General features: G+C 72.1%; 19 protein-coding genes and 1 pseudogene. 10 read left to right on the top strand and 10 right to left on the bottom strand.

What is annotated here, in order from left to right; genetic code table 11:
* Positions 1-103: 103 nt before the first annotated feature.
* The 5 genes from ACZ4N4_RS35540 (at position 104) to ACZ4N4_RS35520 (ending at position 3,865) form a co-directional block, all read left to right on the top strand.
* Positions 104-826, top strand: a complete 723-nt coding sequence (locus ACZ4N4_RS35540) for a dienelactone hydrolase family protein (protein WP_453576163.1) — start codon at positions 104-106, stop codon at positions 824-826.
* A gap of 337 nt (positions 827-1,163) precedes the next feature.
* Complete coding sequence (locus ACZ4N4_RS35535; protein WP_453576160.1) at positions 1,164-1,361, top strand: hypothetical protein; 198 nt, start codon at positions 1,164-1,166, stop codon at positions 1,359-1,361.
* On the top strand, positions 1,358-2,245 hold the full coding sequence (locus ACZ4N4_RS35530; RefSeq protein WP_467596653.1) for a sugar phosphate isomerase/epimerase family protein: 888 nt from the start codon (positions 1,358-1,360) through the stop codon (positions 2,243-2,245). Before ACZ4N4_RS35535 ends, ACZ4N4_RS35530 begins: the two co-directional genes overlap by 4 nt.
* A gap of 151 nt (positions 2,246-2,396) precedes the next feature.
* Positions 2,397-2,795, top strand: a complete 399-nt coding sequence (locus ACZ4N4_RS35525; protein ID WP_467596650.1) for a hypothetical protein — start codon at positions 2,397-2,399, stop codon at positions 2,793-2,795.
* A gap of 50 nt (positions 2,796-2,845) precedes the next feature.
* Complete coding sequence (locus ACZ4N4_RS35520) at positions 2,846-3,865, top strand: Gfo/Idh/MocA family protein (protein ID WP_467596647.1); 1,020 nt, start codon at positions 2,846-2,848, stop codon at positions 3,863-3,865.
* A 57-nt stretch (positions 3,866-3,922) separates the two neighbouring features.
* Here the strand turns inward: ACZ4N4_RS35520 and ACZ4N4_RS35515 are convergent, their stop codons facing one another.
* The 3 genes and pseudogenes from ACZ4N4_RS35515 to ACZ4N4_RS35505 all read right to left on the bottom strand — a co-directional run bounded on the left by ACZ4N4_RS35515 (position 3,923) and on the right by ACZ4N4_RS35505 (position 5,836).
* On the bottom strand, positions 3,923-4,198 hold the full coding sequence (locus ACZ4N4_RS35515; protein WP_467596644.1) for a Gfo/Idh/MocA family oxidoreductase: 276 nt from the start codon (positions 4,196-4,198) through the stop codon (positions 3,923-3,925).
* Positions 4,170-4,475 (bottom strand): annotated as a pseudogene (locus ACZ4N4_RS35510) (Gfo/Idh/MocA family protein); the annotation flags it as partial. The gene ACZ4N4_RS35515 and the pseudogene ACZ4N4_RS35510, both read right to left, overlap by 29 nt.
* Before the next feature lie 185 nt (positions 4,476-4,660).
* Positions 4,661-5,836, bottom strand: a complete 1,176-nt coding sequence (locus ACZ4N4_RS35505) for a phytanoyl-CoA dioxygenase family protein (protein ID WP_467596641.1) — start codon at positions 5,834-5,836, stop codon at positions 4,661-4,663.
* A 108-nt stretch (positions 5,837-5,944) separates the two neighbouring features.
* Between ACZ4N4_RS35505 and ACZ4N4_RS35500 the strand changes: the two genes are divergently transcribed.
* On the top strand, positions 5,945-6,991 hold the full coding sequence (locus ACZ4N4_RS35500; protein WP_467596639.1) for a LacI family DNA-binding transcriptional regulator: 1,047 nt from the start codon (positions 5,945-5,947) through the stop codon (positions 6,989-6,991).
* A gap of 154 nt (positions 6,992-7,145) precedes the next feature.
* On the opposite strand, the gene ACZ4N4_RS35495 is transcribed toward ACZ4N4_RS35500, so the two are convergent.
* The 4 genes from ACZ4N4_RS35495 to ACZ4N4_RS35480 all read right to left on the bottom strand — a co-directional run bounded on the left by ACZ4N4_RS35495 (position 7,146) and on the right by ACZ4N4_RS35480 (position 10,876).
* Positions 7,146-7,328 (bottom strand): hypothetical protein, encoded by a 183-nt coding sequence (locus ACZ4N4_RS35495; RefSeq protein ID WP_467596636.1) that lies wholly within the window; start codon positions 7,326-7,328, stop codon positions 7,146-7,148.
* A gap of 91 nt (positions 7,329-7,419) precedes the next feature.
* On the bottom strand, positions 7,420-8,343 hold the full coding sequence (locus ACZ4N4_RS35490; protein ID WP_467596633.1) for a LysR family transcriptional regulator: 924 nt from the start codon (positions 8,341-8,343) through the stop codon (positions 7,420-7,422).
* 93 nt (positions 8,344-8,436) lie between these two features.
* On the bottom strand, positions 8,437-10,140 hold the full coding sequence (locus tag ACZ4N4_RS35485) for an NAD-dependent malic enzyme (protein ID WP_467596630.1): 1,704 nt from the start codon (positions 10,138-10,140) through the stop codon (positions 8,437-8,439).
* Between the two features lie 259 nt (positions 10,141-10,399).
* The gene (locus tag ACZ4N4_RS35480; protein ID WP_467596627.1) at positions 10,400-10,876 is read right to left on the bottom strand and encodes a MarR family winged helix-turn-helix transcriptional regulator; all 477 of its coding nucleotides are present in this window, start codon (positions 10,874-10,876) and stop codon (positions 10,400-10,402) included.
* A 266-nt stretch (positions 10,877-11,142) separates the two neighbouring features.
* Here ACZ4N4_RS35480 and ACZ4N4_RS35475 point away from each other — a divergent pair, with 266 nt between their 5' ends.
* From ACZ4N4_RS35475 to ACZ4N4_RS35465, 3 genes are all read left to right on the top strand, one after another.
* The gene (locus ACZ4N4_RS35475) at positions 11,143-12,243 is read left to right on the top strand and encodes an MBL fold metallo-hydrolase (RefSeq protein ID WP_467596624.1); all 1,101 of its coding nucleotides are present in this window, start codon (positions 11,143-11,145) and stop codon (positions 12,241-12,243) included.
* 119 nt (positions 12,244-12,362) lie between these two features.
* A complete protein-coding gene (locus ACZ4N4_RS35470; protein ID WP_467596621.1) occupies positions 12,363-13,064 on the top strand; it encodes an SDR family NAD(P)-dependent oxidoreductase in 702 nt (233 codons plus the stop codon).
* 112 nt (positions 13,065-13,176) lie between these two features.
* Positions 13,177-13,593 carry a nuclear transport factor 2 family protein gene (locus tag ACZ4N4_RS35465; protein ID WP_467596618.1) on the top strand — a complete coding sequence of 139 codons (417 nt, stop codon included), beginning with the start codon at positions 13,177-13,179 and terminating at the stop codon, positions 13,591-13,593.
* On the opposite strand, the gene ACZ4N4_RS35460 is transcribed toward ACZ4N4_RS35465, so the two are convergent.
* Positions 13,590-14,294 (bottom strand): LuxR C-terminal-related transcriptional regulator, encoded by a 705-nt coding sequence (locus ACZ4N4_RS35460; RefSeq protein WP_467597051.1) that lies wholly within the window; start codon positions 14,292-14,294, stop codon positions 13,590-13,592. The two genes, ACZ4N4_RS35465 and ACZ4N4_RS35460, sit on opposite strands and share 4 nt — an antisense overlap.
* Before the next feature lie 267 nt (positions 14,295-14,561).
* On the opposite strand from ACZ4N4_RS35460, the gene ACZ4N4_RS35455 reads away from it, so the two are divergent.
* Positions 14,562-16,244 carry an RNA polymerase sigma factor gene (locus ACZ4N4_RS35455; protein ID WP_467596615.1) on the top strand — a complete coding sequence of 561 codons (1,683 nt, stop codon included), beginning with the start codon at positions 14,562-14,564 and terminating at the stop codon, positions 16,242-16,244.
* Here ACZ4N4_RS35455 and ACZ4N4_RS35450 read toward each other — a convergent pair.
* The gene (locus ACZ4N4_RS35450; protein WP_453576157.1) at positions 16,226-16,921 is read right to left on the bottom strand and encodes a glycerophosphodiester phosphodiesterase; all 696 of its coding nucleotides are present in this window, start codon (positions 16,919-16,921) and stop codon (positions 16,226-16,228) included. The two genes, ACZ4N4_RS35455 and ACZ4N4_RS35450, sit on opposite strands and share 19 nt — an antisense overlap.
* Before the next feature lie 33 nt (positions 16,922-16,954).
* Positions 16,955-18,094 (bottom strand): adenosine deaminase, encoded by a 1,140-nt coding sequence (locus ACZ4N4_RS35445; protein ID WP_467597048.1) that lies wholly within the window; start codon positions 18,092-18,094, stop codon positions 16,955-16,957.
* Positions 18,095-18,145: the final 51 nt, after the last annotated feature.

The following is an 18,145-nucleotide window of genomic DNA, read 5'->3' as shown; positions in this document are numbered from 1 at the left end:
ACCCGTGAACGCAGTATCGACATGGGTGCTCCCCTCCGGGGTCACGGTCGGGCGATAGGTCGTCCGGGAGCGCCGTTCAAGCGCACTCCCGAAAGGCACGATCGTGCAATTCACTTCCGAACAGCGCCTCGACGACGGCGTCCTCGAGCGCGAATTCACCCTCGGCGAGATCCCCGGCACCCTGTGGACGACTGGATCCGCACCGGCCCCGCTGGTTCTGATGGCCCACAACAACGGCCTGCCCAAGGCGGAACCCCGGCTGGTGGCCCGAGCCCGGTACACCGCGGCCCGCGGCTACGCGGTGGCCACCATCGACGCCGCCGGATGCGGTGACCGTCCCCGTTCCGCCGCCGACGATCAGGCCCGTGCCGACCTCCGGCGGGCGATGCGGGCCGGCGAGCCGGTCGACGAGATCTTCGAGTCCTTCATCGGCCCGCTGGTCGAGAACGCCGTTCCGGAATGGCGGACCACTCTGGACGCCCTCCTCGAACTGCCCGAGATCGGCGGCCCGGTCGGGTACTCCGGTGGGTGGACCGCCCTCGGCATTCGGCTGGCGGTGGCCGAGCCGCGCATCGCGGCCGCGGGCTTCTTCGCCGGGGGGTACGTGCCCCGGGCCCAGCGCGAGGAGGCCCGCCAGGTCACCGTCCCGCTGCTGTACCTGCTGCAGTGGGACGACGAAGGCAACCCCCGGCAACGGGCCCTGGACCTGTTCGACGCCTTCGGCAGCAAGGAGAAGACGCTGCACGCCAATCTGGGAGGGCACACCGGCACCCCGTGGTTCGAACTGGAGGACGGGTGCCGGTTCCTGGACCGACACCTGAAGTGAGACCGGCCCGTCTGGCGGCCAGCGGACGGTAGGCGGGGCCGGCCCCGCCTACCGTCATCGAGGACGGTCCGTCCCGGCGCGGCGCCCCAGGGGCCTTCACCGGGGGATCCCCTGTGCCGGGGCGTGACGTTCTCCATGATGATGGATAAATGATGGCCGTGATGATGGCGAATTGATTGGTTCGGGGGCTTCGCAACCTTCCCCCGGCGGACCTAGCGTTGCGGACACGTAAACGGCCTGGCCGTTGGCTGAGCGACACCACCGGTATCCGCGGAGGCGTCGCACAGCCAACGGCCGTGTGCTGACCGCTTCCTGAACGGAGAGGGCAAGGGCGCCCGTGGAGTTGCTGATCGGCAGTCGCCGGCAGGCGGCCAGGGGAACCGCGCGGACTCGGGAGGTCACGTCGCCGTTCGACGGCTCGACGGTGGGCACCGTGGCGCTCGCCGGGACGGCGGACGTCCTCGCGGGCCGTCGGCCGGCCGCGGTCGCCGACCCCGGCCCGGACTCCGACCACCACCGAAAGGCCACGGCATGACCACCTCACCGCTCGACCGGATCGCCGGCGCGCCCATCTCCTGGGGCGTATGCGAAGTGCCCGACTGGGGCTACCAGTTGACGCCCGAACGGGTGCTGAAGGAGATGCGCGAGGTCGGCCTGGTCGCCACCGAGATCGGCCCCGAGGGTTTCCTGCCCGCGGAGCCGGACGCCATGGCTGAGGTCCTCGCCCACCATGACCTGCACGCCGTCGGCGGCTTCACCCCGCTGCTGCTGCACGTCCCGGGCCACGACCCGCTGCCCGAGGCGGAACGGCTCCTGGAGAGCTACGCCGCCTCCCACGCCGAGGTCCTCGTCCTGTCGGCCATCACCGGCCAGGACGGCTACGACTCCCGGCCCGAACTCGACGCCGACGGCTGGAAGCTGCTGCTGTCCCACCTCGACCGCCTGACGGCGCTGGCCGCCGAGCGCGGGGTACGGGCCGTCCTGCACCCGCACGTCGGCACGATGATCGAGAACGGCGAGGAGGTCCGGCGCGTCCTGGAGCACTCGTCGATCTCCCTCTGCCTCGACACCGGGCACCTGCTCATCGGCGGCACCGACCCCGCCGAACTGACCCGGCAGGCGCCCGAGCGCATCGCCCACACCCACATGAAGGACGTGGACGCCTCCCTCGCCGCCAAGGTCCGGTCCGGCCGTCTCACCTACACCGAGGCCGTACGCGAAGGCATGTACCGCCCGCTCGGCGCCGGCGACGTCGACGTGCGGGCCATCGTCACCCGTCTCGCCGCCTGCGGATACGACGGCTGGTACGTCCTGGAACAGGACACCATTCTCACGGCGGAGCCCAAGGAAAAGGGACCCGTCGACCAGGTATGGGAAAGCGCCGAACATCTGCGCTCGGTGCTGCGCGTCACCGCGTAACCGTTTACAGCCCACCTGTGTCACCGATTCCGGGGCGAATTCACGCCGGTCCGGGCAATGACCGCGCTCGTTCCGGCCGGCTCGGAATCCCATTTCCGGCTGACCGACGCGGATGGGCAGCACGGGCGGACGGGGAAGGGAACGAGGAGAAATGACCACTGAGGATCTGCTCGCCACCTGCTGGACCACCGCCGGCGACGCCGCGCCCGGCCGTGGCGACCAGCGCAGCCCGCTGAGCCTGCGGGAACGGGTGGAGGCCGCGGCCGCCGCGGGATTCAACGGCTTCGGCCTGTTGTACGCGGATCTCGTGGCGGCCGAGGAGCAGTACGGGCTCGCGGGGGTCCGCGCCCTCTTCGCGGACAACGGACTCGACCACATCGAGCTGGAGCTGCTCACCGACTGGTGGGCCGACGGACCCCGGCGCACCGCCTCGGACGCGGTACGGCGAGACGTCGAGAGCATCGCCGGTGAGGCGTTCGGCCGCGAAGAGCGAGTCGGCTCCGGTCCGGGGCGTGGACGTCGAGGGGCTCCCCGCGGCGGTCGAGCTTAGGGCCGGCGGCCCCCGGACCAACTGGCCACGACCACTGGAGGCATCGGGACATGTCATCTCAGCGAGCGCTGCGCGTCGCCGTCGTCGGCACCGGCACGATGGGCGCGGACCATGTGCGCAGACTCCGGCACGTCATCAGCGGGGCACGCGTGACGGCCGTCGTCGACATCGACGCGGAACGGGCCAAGTCGCTGGCCGACGCGACGGAGGGCTGCACGGCGTACACCGAACCCGCGCTCGCCATGGCGGCGCAGGACGTGGACGCCGTCATCATCGCCTCACCGGGGCCCGCCCACGAGGCGGCCCTGACCGAGGCCCTGCGCAGGGACCTGCCGGTGCTGTGCGAGAAGCCGCTCACCCCCGACGCGGCCTCCGCGCTGCGCGTGCTGGAGGCCGAACAGCGGCTCGGGCACCGGCGCGTCCAGGTGGGTTTCATGCGCCGGTACGACGCCGAGTACCTGAAGCTCAAGAGGATTCTCGACGACGGGGAGCTGGGCCGGACGCTGATGCTGCACCAACGGCACCGCAACCCGGCCATGCCCGCGTGGTTCACCGAGGAGATGCTCATCAACGACTCGGTCGTGCACGAGATGGACGTGACACGCTGGCTCCTCGACCAGGAGATCACCGCCGTCACCGTGCACAAACCGGCACCGTCGGCACAGGCACCCGCCGGTATGAGCGACCCCCAGTTCGTGCTCTTCGAGACGGAGGCGGGCGCGCTCGTCGACGTCGAGATCTTCGGGCACTGCGGCTACGGCTACCAGGTGCAGGCCGAGGCGGTGTGCGAACACGGCACCGTCCGTATCGGCGACGAGCACGGCCCGCGGGTCAGTGCCGACGGCCGCTGGGGCGGACGGGTCACGCCGGACTACATCGAGCGTTTCCAGGACGCCTACGACCGCGAGGTCCAGGCCTGGGTCGACGCCACCCGTCGCGGGGAGGTCACCGGCCCCGGCAGCTGGGACGGCTACGCCGCCGCGGCCGTGTGCGAGGCGGGGGTGCGGTCCCAGCGGGAGGGGCGGCGCGTGGAGGTGGAGCTGGCGGAGCGGCCGGCCCTGTACCGATAGCCGTGCACACGGAAAGGGGGGAGAAGGCGGTACCGCCTTCTCCCCCCTTTCCGCGTGTCACGCCGTGGTCGGCAGCACCGTACGCGGCCGGACGGGGAACCCGGCCGCCTGGTAGCACTCGTCGATCAACCTCATGGTGGTCAGCGCGTCGTCGGCGTCGAGCGCCGGCGGCGCGCCGTGCCGCAGATGCGCGGCGAACGCCTCCAGTTGGTACGTGTACGACGACCGGCGGCCGAGCTCCTCCCATGAACACGGTGCCCGCCTCGGCGACGGCCTCGTGGACCTCGGCCGCCTCCTGGGCGTTGCTCGCGGACGGCTTCTCGGTGAGCACATGCTTGCCGGCCCGGAGCGCCGCCAGGTTCCACGGCCCGTGCAGACCGTTGGCCAACGGGTTGTAGACGACCTCGACCTCCGGGTCGCCGACCAGGTCGGCATAGGAGCCGGCCACCCGCTCCACGCCGTGCGCGGCGGCGAACGCCTCGGCCCGGTCCCGGTCGCGGGCGGCCACCGCCACCAGCCGGTGGCCGGTCGCACGGGCCGGCCCCACGATCGACAACTCGGCGATCCGGGCAGCGCCCAGCACACCGATCCGCAGCGGTTCGTCCGTCATCCCCTGCGTACCTCCTTCCGGGCGGGCGGCCCAGTCCTGGCCGCCGAAGACGATCTGGTCCCGGTCCGTGACCGAGCCGGTGACGACACTCCATCGCGGTCGTCGAGGGCCGCCCGTACGGTCCCCGCGCCGACGCCCCGGCTTCCGTCGTCGACGAGGACGGCCTCGGCCTCGGGAAGTCCGGTTCAGTTCCGGCGGCGCGCGGCGGCCGAGTCCAGTTCCTCGCGCAGCCGCTCGGGGGTCCAGCCCTCGGCCACGGCCTGCCAGAGGACGTCCGCCTGGGAGGGCGGAGCCAGACCGTCCACCGGCGGGTCGAGGTCCAGGTTCGTGGGGAAGGGGTAGCCCTCGGCGGTGGCGGCGACCAGGCGGCGCAGCCAGTCCTCCGGGGCGCCTTCGGCCCTGCGGCGCAGCAGCACCGGGAAGAGGGCGTTGGCCATCGCCGCGCGGTCCACCGTCTCCATCGCGCGGCCGAAGGCGGAGGAGATCTGCAGCAGGTTGGCCATCCGGCGGATGCCGGTGGACCGGTTGTGCCCGGCGGCGTGGAAGAGCGCGGGGTTGAAGAAGACGGCGTCGCCCTTGTCCAGGGGGAGTTGGACGTGCTGGGCGTCGAAGTACTCGACGAACCGGGGCAGTCGCCAGGCGAGGTAGCCCGGCTCGTACTTCTGCGAGTGCGGCAGGTACAGGGTCGGGCCGGACTCGACGGGCATGTCGCAGTGGGCCACCGCGCCCTGCAGGGTGAGGACGGGGGAGAGGCGGTGGACGTGCGCCGGGTAGGCGGCGGCGCGCTCCTGGGAGAGGAAGCCGAGGTGGTAGTCGCGGTGCACGCTCTGCGCGGCACCGCCGGGATTGACGACGTTGACCTGGGAGGTCACCTGGTAGGCGGGGCCCAGCCAGGCCTCGGCGACCAGCGCCAGCAGGTCGTTGGCGTAGTAGTCCGCGAACACCTCCGGGGCCCGTACGGCGATCTTGTCCAGGGCGTTCCAGACCCGGTCGTTGGCGCCGGCCCGGGCGAAGTGGTCGCCGCGGGCCGTGCCTTCGCGGCGTTCCTCCTCGATGAGCGCGGTGAAGGCCTCCGACACCCGGTCCACGACCTGCGCCTGAGCGAACGCGCCCTTGAGGACCACGATGCCGGGTCCGTCGAGCAGCGCCCGGATCAGCTCCTCCTGTACGTCCCGACGTCCTTGGTCCGTGGCCGTGCGGCCCCGGAGCCGGGCGCCGTCGTAGAGCAACACGTTCTGCTCCACGCCCGCGGCCGACGGGTACTCCCCGATGTCGGTCTTCTGCTCGACGAGTGAGCGGAGCGCGTCGAGATCGCAGTCGGCCTCGGTGAGCCATGTCCGCTTCGTTGCTGGGGAAGGCATCCGGGTCCTTTCGCAGTACCTGCTTTTCTGCCAGTCTTGAGAACCCGGACCCATCAATCAATGCTCAGCCGTGAATCAAAAATCCATCATCATTCCTTGGGATCAGCCATGCATCACCCCTATCCGATCAGGGAAATCGCCCGGCAGGCAGGGCTGAGCACCGCCACGGTCGACCGGGTCCTCAACCGCAGGGGCAATGTGCGGGAGAGCACCATCCGTGAGGTACAGGAAGCCATCAAGGACCTGGACCGTCAGCAGACCCAGGTCCGGATCGCGGGCCGGACCTTCATGGTCGACATCGTCATGCAGGCACCGGAGCGGTTCTCCACCGCCGTACGCGAGGCGCTGGAGGCCGAACTTCCCTCCCTGCATCCCGCCGTCGTGCGCTCACGCTTCCACTTCCGTGAGACCTGCTCGCCGGCGGAGCTGACCGGCACCCTCGACAAGATCGCCAAGCGCGGGTCGCAGGGCGTGATCCTCAAGGCCCCCGACCTGCCGGAGATCGCCGCCGCCGTCGGCCGGCTGGTCGCGGCCGGCATCCCGGTCGTCACCCTGGTCACCGACCTGCCGCACAGCCCGCGCCAGGCGTACGTCGGCATCGACAACCGCGCGGCGGGCGCCACCGCCGCCTACCTCCTCCAGCAATGGCTCGGCGACCGGCCGGGCAACGTGCTCACCACGATCAGCCGCGGTTCCTTCCGGGGCGAGGAGGAGCGCGACATGGGCTTCCGCAGCGCCATGCGGCTCGCCGGCGCCAAGCGTTCCCTGGTCGAGGTCACCGACAGCGACGGCCTGGACGCCACCCAGCACGACCTCGTTCTCGACGCGCTCAAGCGTGACGAGGACATCGTGGCGGTCTACTCCATGGGCGGGGGCAACCTCGCCACGCTGGGCGCGTTCGACGACCTCGACAGGCCGTGTGCCGTCTTCATCGCACACGACCTCGACCACGACAACACACGGCTGCTGCGGGAACGCCGCCTCTCCGCCGTCCTCCACCACGACCTGCGCCAGGACGTGCGCCGCGCCTGCCAGACGGTCATGCGGGCCCACAAAGCACTGCCGGACGACGGCCCGACCCTCCCCTCGGCGATCCAGGTGGTCACACCCTTCAATCTGCCGCCCGACGTCTCTCCCGGGCCGTCCACCGGCTGAGGCCTGGACCCGCGCACGCACGGACCGTCCGCGCGCGCCTGCACCTTCGCCTCCTCCTGCCTCGCCGCCGACGCGGGCCGGGAGCTCCCGGCCGTGGCGCGGAAGCAGCGCAGGCCGGGGGAGCCACGGTCGTCCTGTCCGGCCTGTTCGTGAACTAGCCCATCGGCGGGGCCAGGTCGGGGAGTCCGGCCGGGTAGGCCTGGCCGAAGTCGGCCGATCGGCTCACCTGCTCCCAGGCGGCGGCCTCCTCCAGCCGGCCGTGCGAGTAGCTCTGCGCCATCTGCACGGCGCCGACGCCGAGGAGCAGGTGCGTGGGCGGGTTCTTCGCCTTGACCACCCGGACCAGGATCTCGCCGGCGCCCGGGGTCGCCGGCGGCGGCGACGGAACCGCCGAGCAGGCGGGCCATCTCCCCGACCCCCTGCGGTGCTCAGGGGAGCCGGGGCACCCCGCCCGTCCCGGTGGGCGTGTTCAGGGCGTGGTCGAGGAAGCGCCGGGTGGCCGGGGGCAGGGTGCGGGCGGCCAGACAGGCGACGCCGATGTCCCGGGCCGCCCGGACATCGGTGACCGCGAGGTAGCGGATGGGGAGGTCGGGGTTGGTCTCCGGGGCCGCGGTGGCGTCCGGGGCGGCCGGGATCAGGGAGACGCCGAGTCCGGATGCGACCAGCCCGCGCAGCGTCTCCACCTCCTCGCCCTCGAAGCCGACCAGAGGGCTGAACCCGGCCTGGTGGCAGAGGGTCTCGGTGACACTGCGCAGTCCGTAACCGGGCTTGAGCACGATGAACTGCTCGTCGGCCACCTCGGCCAGCCGCACCCGCCGGCGCTGCGCGAGCCGGTGGCGGCCCGGCACGGCCAGCCAGAGCGGCTCGACCAGCAGCCGCCGCCAGGTGATCAGCGGATGGCCGGGGTCCTTGCCGGTGATGATCAGGTCCGCGGTGGCGTCCAGGAGGTGCTGGGTCAGGCCGTTCTCGTCCGCCTGGTGCAGTTCGAACCGGACGGCGGCGAAGCGCTGCCGGAAACCGGTGACCAGTCTGGGTACGAGCCAGGTGCCCAGGGTGTGCAGGAAGGCCAGCGACACCACGCCCGTGTCGGGGTCGACGACCTCGGCGACCGCCCGCCGCCCCCGGTCGTAACCGTCCAGGACGGTGTCGACGTACTCCTTGAACACCCGCCCGGCCGGGGTGAGTTGCAGCACCCGTCCGACCCGCTGGAAGAGTTCCGCGCCGATCTCGCTCTCCAGCCGGTTCAGGGCCCGGGAGAGGGCGGGCTGGGTGATGTGCGCGGCGGCCGCGGCCTCGGTGACGGTCACGCCCTCGGCCACGGCCTGGAAGGAGCGCAGTACCTGGAGATCCATGCTCCTATTCTCCCGCCGCATCGGACGGGCCGGATGCAGGCCGTGGGGGTATGGGGAAGGGGCCCCCGGGTCGCCGCGTGGAGCCGCGTCGGCTCAGACGGCCTTGATCGGCGGGTACACCGGCTGCCATATCGCGGCCCGCACCCGGTCCTCGATGGAGTCGTCCACCGTCGCGCGGGCCACCCCGTCGGCGGCCGCCGCGCGGGCCACCGCGACCGCCACGGCCACCGACGTCTCGCGCAGCTGGTCGGTGAGGGGAAGGATCGGCGCGCCGGGGCCGGTGGCGTCGGTCTGGCCGGCGACGGCGTGCGCGGCGGCGGCCAGCATGCCGTCGGTGACCCGGGTGGCCCGGGCGACGATCGCGCCGAGCCCGAGGCCCGGGAAGATCAGCGCGTTGTTGGCCTGCCCGATCGCGTACCTGACCCCGTCCTGCTCGACCGGGCGGAACGGGCTGCCGGTGGCGATCAGGGCGCGGCCGTCCGTCCAGGCCAGCAGGTCCGCCGGGACCGCCTCGGCCAGGTCCGTCGGGTTGGACATCGGCAGGATGATCGGACGCTCGGCGTGGGCGGCCATCGTACGGACGATGTCCTCGGTGAAAGAGCCGCCCTGGCCGGAGGTGCCGATCAGGACCGTCGGCCGTACCCGCTCGACGACCTCGGCCAGCGCGATGCCGCCCACCTTCTCGTCCCGGCGCCAGTCGGCGACCTCGGCGGCCGGGCGGGCGTAGCGGACCTGGAAGTCGCGCAGCCCCTCCTGGTCCTCGGTGAGCAGGCCGTAGCGGTCCACGCCGAAGATGCGGGCGGTGGCCTCGTCGACGGTCAGCCCGTCGGCGACCATGGCGTCGCGCAGCTGGTCGGCGATGCCGATGCCGGCGGTGCCCGCACCGAAGATCACCGCGCGGTGGTCGCGCAGCCGGATCCCGCTGGCCTTCACCCCGGAGAGCACGGCGGCGAGGTTGACGGCGCCGGTGCCCTGGACGTCGTCGTTGAAGGTGAACTCGCTCGGGCGGTAACGCTCCAGGATCCGGCGGGCGTTGGCGGCGCCGAAGTCCTCCCAGTGCAGCAGGGCGTCGGGGAACAGCCGGCGGGCGGTGGTGACATAGGCGTCGATGAAGGCGTCGTACGTCTCCCGGTCCACCCGCGGGTGCCGGTTGCCCAGGTAGAGCGGGCTCTCCAGGAGTTCCTGGCGGTTGGTGCCGACGTCCAGCATGACCGCCAGGGTGCGGTTCGGGTCGATGCCGGCGGCGGCGGTGTAGACGGCGAGCTTGCCCACCGAGATGTCGATACCGCCCACCCCCCAGTCGCCGATGCCGAGGATCGCCTCGCCGTCCGTGGCGACGATCAGGTCGAGGTCGTCCGGGCCCAGGCCGGTGGCGGTGAGCGCCCCCTCGATCTCCTCCGGTGCGTCCACCGACAGGTACACGCCGGCCGGCCGCCGGTACTCGTTGCTGTAGCGCTGGATCGCCCTGCCGACGGTCGGGGTGTAGACGATGGGCAGCATCTCGTCGAGGTGGTCGCCGAGCAGCCGGTAGAAGAGCACCTGGTTGCGGTCGTGCAGCGCGGTGAGGTTGACGTTCTTGGCCAGGTCGGTGGGCTGGGCCGCGTACTGCTGGTACGCCCGCTCGGCCTGCTGCTCCAGGGTCAGCACCGCGGGCGGCACCAGACCCACCAGACCCAGTGACTCCCGTTCCTCCCGGGTGAAGGCCGTGCCACGGTTGAGCCGGGGCTGGGAGAGCACGGCACGGCCACGGGCGGTCGTCTCGATGTGCCCCTCGTCGGCGTTCCACTGGGTCCCCATGATCGGCTCCTTCTCCGTTTTCCGCGTTGCTTCCAGGGTGCTTCCTGAGCGCGTCCGGGTCGCTCCGAGGCGCTTTCCGGTGCCTCGTGCCTCCGGGGGAACGCGCTCTCCGGAAGCCTCGCAGCCCGATATGCATGCGTCCAATGCCTGGAAAAGGAGCAGTCCATGAGCGTGGTGCATGTATGCCGAGTCACCTCGGCGTTCGGCGGGGCGTGGCGGTGCCCGGTGCGGGGCGGACCCGCGGTGACGGAGCCGTGGGTCAGCCGCGGCGCGCGGTGGCGTAGGCGCGCTCCAGCTCCGCGACCGTGCTGAGGAAGTCGGCGCCCTCGAGCCGGCGCAGGGTGTCGGTGGCGAGCCGGTCGAGGGTGGTCCAGAGGTCGGCGAGCGGCTCGCGGAGCGCCTCCCCGCCCTCGGCGAGCGAGACCACGAAGGCCCGTCGGTCGTGTGCGGCGCGGGCCCGGGCGACCAGACCCGCGTCCTCCATACGGCGGATCGACCGCGAGACCGTGGAGTGGTCGAGTCCGACCGCCTGCTGCAACTCGGCCTGGGTCTGGCCGTCCCGGTCGAAGAGCCGCATCAGGATCAGTTCCTGGCCGGGGTGCAGGCCGAGCCTGAGGAGGAGTTCGGCGCCGTAACCGTGCAGTTCGCGGGAGAGGGCGAAGAGCCCGAAGCTGACCGGGGCGCGCTCGACGAGGCTGGGCCGAGGCATCACCGGATCGGGCTTCGCGGCTGGCATGGCGCTCCTCGTCTGGCGGGCGATAGGGGGCGGAAACTCGCTGCTCCGCCGCTTCCGGGGCTGCGAACACCTTAGTCGCAGCGGATGCCGGGAGCCGGGTCGCGGCCGGCTCCCGAGGGCGGCATGCGTTCGGCTCCGCCGCGGAACGAGTGCTAATTACTTGCCTGCGCAAGCTAATGAGGCTACGGTGAGCCCGTTGCGCCGGGCGGGAGTCGCAGGGGCGGATCGCCCCTGGCCCTCCCGGGACCGTTCCGAAGGGAATCGACATGTCAGCCAGCTCCGAATCCGGAACCGATCGCCGTTCGTTCCTCGCCAGAGTCGCCGCGGCCACCGCCGTACCGGCTGCCGCGGCCCTGGTCGCCGGGGGCGCCGCGACGCCGGCCTCGGCGGCCGCCTCCCGCACCTCGGCCGCCGGATCCGCCGGCGCCGGTCTGCCGGACTACGCTCCGGTGCCCGCGGGATCCCTCGGCCCGGCGGTGAACAGCCAGGGCTACTACGTCGGCCGCGTGAAGGACAATCTCTACTGGGTGACCGACGGCGACTACCAGGCCGCCTTCCTCACCACCCGGGAGGGTGTCGTCCTGTTCGACGCCCCGCCGACCATCGGTCACAACCTGCAGCGGGCCGTCGACGAGGTGGCCGCCGCCAACGGCACCAGCAACAAGGTCACCCACATCGTCCACTCCCACCACCACTCCGACCACGTCGGCGCGTCCGGGCTCTTCGGCCGCAACGTGGTCCGGATCGGGCACGAGGAGAACCGCCGGCTGCTGCGGCGCGACAACGACCCGAACAAGCCCGCGCCCGAGGTCACCTTCGCCGACCGCTACACCCTGCACGTCGGAGGCGAGCGGGTCGAACTCGCGCACCACGGCAGCAACCACTCGCCGGACAACATCTACATCCGGTTCCCGCACCACGACGCGCTGATGCTGGTCGACATCACCATCCCGGGCTGGGCCCCGTTCGGCGCGCTCAACTACAGCGAGGACATCCAGGGTTACCTCGCGGCCCCGGCCAAGGCGCTGTCGTACCCCTGGAAGTACCACATCGCCGGTCACATGGGACGGCTCGGCAGGCGTGCCGACGTCACGGTGCACCAGCAGTACATCGACGACCTGACCGCCTCGCTCAAGCAGGCGCTCGGGACCGTGGACTACGGGGTCTACGCGGCGAAGTACGGGAACAACATCTGGGCCGTCGTGAAGACCTGGCTCGACGAGGTCTGCCGGCAGGCGGCCGCCCCGGTCGCGGCCAAGTACACCGGGACGCTCGCGGCCGCCGACGTCTTCACCGAGAGCAGCGCCTTCTCGCTCGTGGAGTCCCTGCGGCTGGACCTCGGTCTGGGCAGCGCCATCCACCCCTGACAGGTTCTTGTCTGACCATTTCATTGCTGACACAAGCAAGTATGACGGCCGGTGCGGTACGTGGGTGACGTCGGGAAGTCGTCGGCCTGCCGCACCGGCCCTACCAGTGGGAGCACTTGATGTCCGAGAACCCCATCGCACCCAGGGTCGCCGTCGTCGTGGGCGGGGCCGGGGCCATCGGCGGCGCCATCGTCCGCGAGCTGGCCGCACGCGGCCACACCGTACGGGTCCTGGACCGCGCCGGCGACATCGCCTGCGACCTGGCCGACGGCGGGGACGTACGGGCGGCGGCGCGCCGCGTGCTGGCCGAGAACGGACGGTGCGACGTGCTGGTGCACGCGGCCGCCGCCACCGACCTGATGGACGTGGAGGCCGTGGACCTGGACGCCTGGCGCCGGGTCCAGGCGGTCAACGTCGAGTCCGCGGTGCTGCTCGCCCAGGCGTTCGTGCCCGGGATGCGGGAGCGCGGCTTCGGCCGGATCGTGCACATCCTCTCCGACACCTTCTGGCGGCCGCCGAGCCCGGACCTGCTGGCGTACGTGACCAGCAAGGGCGCGCTGGTGGCCGTTACCCGCTCGCTCGCGGCCTCGCTCGGGCGGCACGGGATCTCGGTGACCGGAGTGGCGCCGGGTCTGACCCGGACCGCGTCCACCGCCTACCAGCCGGACGCCGCCTTCGAGGCCTCGCAGGCCGGGCAGGCGCTGCCCCGTGCGCTGACGCCCGAGGACGTGTCGGCGACGGTCGGCTTCCTGGCGAGCGACGCCGCCGAGGCGCTGACCGGCCAGATCCTGACCGTGGACGGCGGGGGCGTCTTCACGTGAGCCGCCGGACCGCTTGACTTATGTGGCTAGCCAAGTAATTGTGTGGCTAGCCACATTAATGCCTGGGTCACTCCGCATGTGGCCCACTCCTCAGCATGATGGGAAACGAACCATGAGCGAGACCCTTACCGCCGCCGACCTGGTGCGGCGCAGCCTCGACACCTTCCTCGCCAAGGACATGAAGGCCTGGGCGGACCTGTGCGACGAGAACGTGGTCGTCGAGTTCCCCTTCGCCCCCGAGGGCAGCCCCGCCCGGCTGGAGGGCCGGACCGCTGTCTACGAGTACCTGCGCGGCTACCCCGACCTCATCGACGTGCAGCAGATCACGTCGGTGACCATCCGCGGCACCGACGACCCGGACACGGCCGTCGCCGACTGGAGCGTCACCGGCCGGGTCCTGGCCAACGGGAACCCGTACGACATGAGTTACGCGACGTTCGTGACGTTCAAGGACGGCAAGATCGTCAAGTACCGCGAGTACTGGAACCCGCTCGCGTTCATCAAGGCGCTGGGCGGCGAGAGCTTCTAGGCCGCGGGCCGGATCAGCCCCGACTCGTAGGCGAAGGCCACCGCCTGCACGCGGGCGCGGGCGCCGATCTTCGCCAGGACGTTGCTGACGTGGGTCTTCACGGTGGTCGGGGCGATGGACAGCCACTGGGCGATCTCCGCGTTGGACCAGCCGGAGGCCACGGCGACCAGGACATCGCGCTCGCGCCCGGTGAGGGCGCCGAGCCCCGTGGTGCGGGGGAGCGGGCGGACGGTGTGCTGCTGGCGGACGGCGTCGATGAGCGCGCGGGTCAGACCGGGCGTGATGACGGCGTCCCCGGCGGCCACCACCCTGATGGCCGCGGTCAGTTCGGCCGGGTCGGCGTCGTCGAGCAGGAAGCCGCCGGCGCCCGCCCGCAGGGCGGCCCAGGCCTCCGCCTCCTGCTCGGCGGCGGTCAGCACCAGAACCCGGGGGGCGTAGGCGTCCTCGGCGGCGGGGAAGCCGGGGGTGCGGGTCGTCCGGAGGGCTGGGTGGGTGAGGCGCCGGATGGTCTCGGTGCCGGCCGCCCCGGACAGCCTGCTGTCCATGAGGACGACGTCGGGACGGAGCGCGGCGCTCGCACGGATCGCCCCGTCCCCGTCCGTCGCCTCCCCGGCGACCGTCAGGCCGGGCTCGGCGGTGAGGAGCATGCGCAGGGCGAGGCGCTGGAGGGATTGGTCGTTGACGACGAGTACGGAGACCATGCCTGTCTTCTCCATGCGAGGTCCGTTCCGTGAACGAAACAGTTTCGTTCACATGCTACGCCTGGATCGACGGCCCCGGGAGAGTGGGTCCGCTCACTCGTTTCGCGCACGGGCTCTGCTTACGAGGTCGTCCTCACGCGAAGGGCAGGGCGCGGGTGGCGGGAAGCCCGGGGTGGAAAAAGTGTTATCGCGGAGCCCTGTGCTCCGTCTCCGCACTGTGATCCCCGACATTGCCAAGCTCACCGCCCCGGCTGAGATGGTGCGGTCATGAGGACGGACGTACACGTGTCGCGGCAGTGGCGCACCACCATCGCGGCGGCGCAGGCGGGCGACCGGCGAGCGCTGGACGAACTGGTCGAGGGGTGGCTGCCTTTGGTCTACAACGTGGTCGGCCGCGCCCTCAACGGCCATGCCGACGTCGACGACGTCGTCCAGGAGACCATGCTGCGCGCCGTCGACCACCTCGGCACCCTCCGCGACCCGGACAGCTTCCGGTCCTGGCTGGTGGCCATCGCCATGCGGCAGATACGGGACCGGGCGCGCCGCAGGCAGGAGCGGAAACTGGACGAGAGGGTCCCGGACGGCGCCGCGGACTTCGCCGAACTCACCGTGCTGCGGCTCCAGTTGGAGGGCCAGCGGCGGGAGGTCGCGGAAGCGGTGCGCTGGCTGGACGCGGAGGACCGGCAACTGGTGTCCCTGTGGTGGCTGGAGGTCTCGGGCGAACTCACCCGGCGTGAACTGGCCGCGGCCGTCGGCATCAGCCGGCAGCACGCCGCCGTCCGCGTGCAGCGGATGAAGGAACGGCTGGAGATCTCGCGGGGCATCGTGCGGGCGCTGGACGGTGCCTGCCCCGAGCTGCGCGAGCTGACCGCCCGCTGGGACGGGCACCCCCACTCCGTCTGGCGCAAGCGGCTGGCCCGGCACGTCCGGGGCTGCGGATACTGCGGCGACCCCCGCGACTCCGTGGTACCGGCGGAACGGCTGCTGGCCGGCATCGCCCTGGTGCCGGTCCCGGTCGGCTTCACGCTGTCGCTGGCGCTCGGCGGCAAGACGGCGGCCGCGGCGACCGCAGCCGGCTGGTCGGCGAAGGTGCTGGGCGCGCTGACCAAGCCCGCGGTGGCGGTCACGGCGGGCGCGACGATCGTGGCGGGCGGCGCGTACGTCGTCGTACAGACCCCAAACCGTCCGGCACCGCATACGGCCACCGCGCCCACGGCGGCGATCACCGGCGCGCCGGCGCCGACCCCGGCGACCACTGCCTCGCCGTCCCCGCCGGCCTCGTCGTCCGCCTCGCCGTCACCTTCCCCGTCGGCGAGCACCGCCCGGTACGGCTCGGTCGTCGACGCGGTCGACAGGGCGCCGGACCCGGACACCAGGCCCGGCACGCTGCCGCACCGGCCGGAGACGGGGATCACCAGCACGGGCGGCGCGCACGCGGTGCTGAACCACCGCGGGGACACCGTGACACTGACCGGGCGGGGCTATGTCCTCGTCCGCTGGCAGATCGCCCCGCTGTCCCGGGCCGGCAGCCTCGTCATGCCGAGCTGGACCGGCCTGCAAGGCAGGCTCTTCCACGTGGCGTCGGGCGGCGGCCGCCGGATGGACGACCGCATCAGCGGCACGGACGCCACCGCCACCGGCATGGGCAGCTCGGCCACCGGCTACGCGGTCCTGCCGGCCGGCGCCCAGCAGATGTGGCAGAACGAGTACTTCTACGTCGACGGCAGCGTGACGTTCACGGTGAACGAGCGGGGAGCGGACTACGGGGTGAGCGTCTTCCCCTCGACCTGGGACGCGGTGGAGAAGGACGTCCGGTACGGGCCGCCGGACGGGGCCATCCGGTACGGGCTGGTCCGGGACGACGGGACGGACTCGGCGCCGGTTCCGCAGTACGTGACACGGGGGACGCCCGGCGATCCGGCGACGGTCGCTCAGCGCTCGGTGGTGTAGCGCCGGAGCTGGTCGAGCACGTCCACCCGGTTCGTGGTGATCGAGTCGACGCCCATGTCCAGCAGGCGGCGCATCGACCGGCGGGTGTCCGGGGTCCAGCAGGAGACCAGGTGGCCGCCGCGATGGACGTGCTCGGTCAGGGCGTGGTCCAGCAGGGTGAAGCGGTAGTTGAGGTAGCGGGGGCGGATCACGTCCAGGAGCGCCGGGCGCACGGGCGCCAGCGTCTTGCGGGTCAGGGCGATCTCCGCCGCCGCGTCCGCCGCCCGTACCGCCAGCATCGCCGCCGCGTCCCCCGTGTAGTAGACACGGTCGGCGGCACCGCACTCCCGGGCCACGGCCACGATCCTGGCCACCGCCCGCTCGCTCGGAGCGCCGGGCAGGTCGATCATCACCCGGCTGTCCTCCGCCGCCGCCAGCGCCTCCGCGAGCGTCGGTACCCCGTCCTCCGTGAGGCCGCGCACCTCGTCGGCGGAGAGCGCGCCCAGCGGGCGGTCGACTTCCCAGAGGCGCTTCAGGGTCTCGTCGTGCAGGAGGACGGGGACGCCGTCACGCGTCAGCCGTACGTCGATCTCCACCGCGTCCGCGCCCTGTTGGAGCGCGGAACGCAGGGAGGCGGACGTGTTCTCGCGGAAGCGGTAGGGGTCGCCGCGGTGGGCCACGGCGGTCACGGTCTGCATGGGCCCATGTTCTCAGGGCCGCGCAGGGGTTTTTCAGGGGGCGAGCCATGCCTTCGTGTACGCGTCGATCTCGGCCGAGATCCTCGCCTTGCCCGTCCGGTCCAGGAAGGACGCCTCCACCGCGTTCTTGGCGAGGTCGGCCACACCGCGCTCGTCGAGGCCCAGGAGCCGGGCGGCGACCGCGTACTCGTTGTTCAGGTCGGTGCCGAACATCGGCGGGTCGTCGGAGTTGACCGTGACCAGCACGCCCGCGTCCACGAACTCCTTGATCGGGTGCTCGTCCAGGGTGCGGACCGCGCGCGTGGCGATGTTGGAGGTCGGGCACACCTCCAGGGCGATGCGCTGCTCGGCGAGGTGCGCGAGGAGCTTCGGGTCCTGCGCGGAGCTGGTGCCGTGGCCGACGCGCTCGGCATGCAGGTCGACCAGGGCGTCCCAGACCGTCTGGGGCCCCGTCGTCTCGCCGGCGTGCGGGACGGAGTGCAGGCCGGCCGCGACGGCCCGGTCGAAGTACGGCTTGAACTGCGGCCGGGGCACGCCGATCTCGGGGCCGCCGAGACCGAAGGAGACCAGGCCCTCCGGACGGAGCCGGTCGTCGGTCGCGAGCCGGACCGTCTCCTCGGCGGCCTCCAGGCCCGCCTCGCCGGGGATGTCGAAGCACCACCGCAGCACGGTCCCGAACTCGCTCTCCGCCGCCCTCCGCGCGTCCTCGATCGCGTCCATGAAGGCCCGTGCGTCGATCCCGCGCCGGGTGGAGGAGAAGGGGGTGATGGTCAGCTCGGCGTAGCGCACCTGCTGGCGGGCCAGCTCGCGGCCCACCTCGTAGGTGAGCAGCCGGACGTCCTCGGGCGTGCGGATCAGGTCGACGACCGACAGATAGACCTCGATGAAGTGGGCGAAGTCCGTGAACGTGAAGTAGTCGGCCAGGGCCTCGGGGTCGGTGGGCACCTTGGAGTCGGGGTGCCGGGCGGCCAGTTCCGACACGATCCGGGGGGAGGCGGAGCCGACGTGGTGGACATGCAGTTCGGCCTTGGGCAGCCCGGCGATGAAGGCGTGCACGTCGCGGAGGGCGGGTTCGGCGTGGCGGTCGGTCAAGGGTTCCTCCCCGGAACGGCGCGGGGCCGCCTTCGGCGGTGGTACGGCCGTGAGCCGGCCCTTGCGCGGTGATCGGCTGATCGGTGATTCGGGGCCATCGTAGGCCGGACCCGCGTTCGCGGTGGACGGGCC

The organism is Streptomyces sp. NPDC026538, from assembly GCF_055567535.1.
This window is presented reverse-complemented; position numbering and strand designations above follow the sequence as displayed.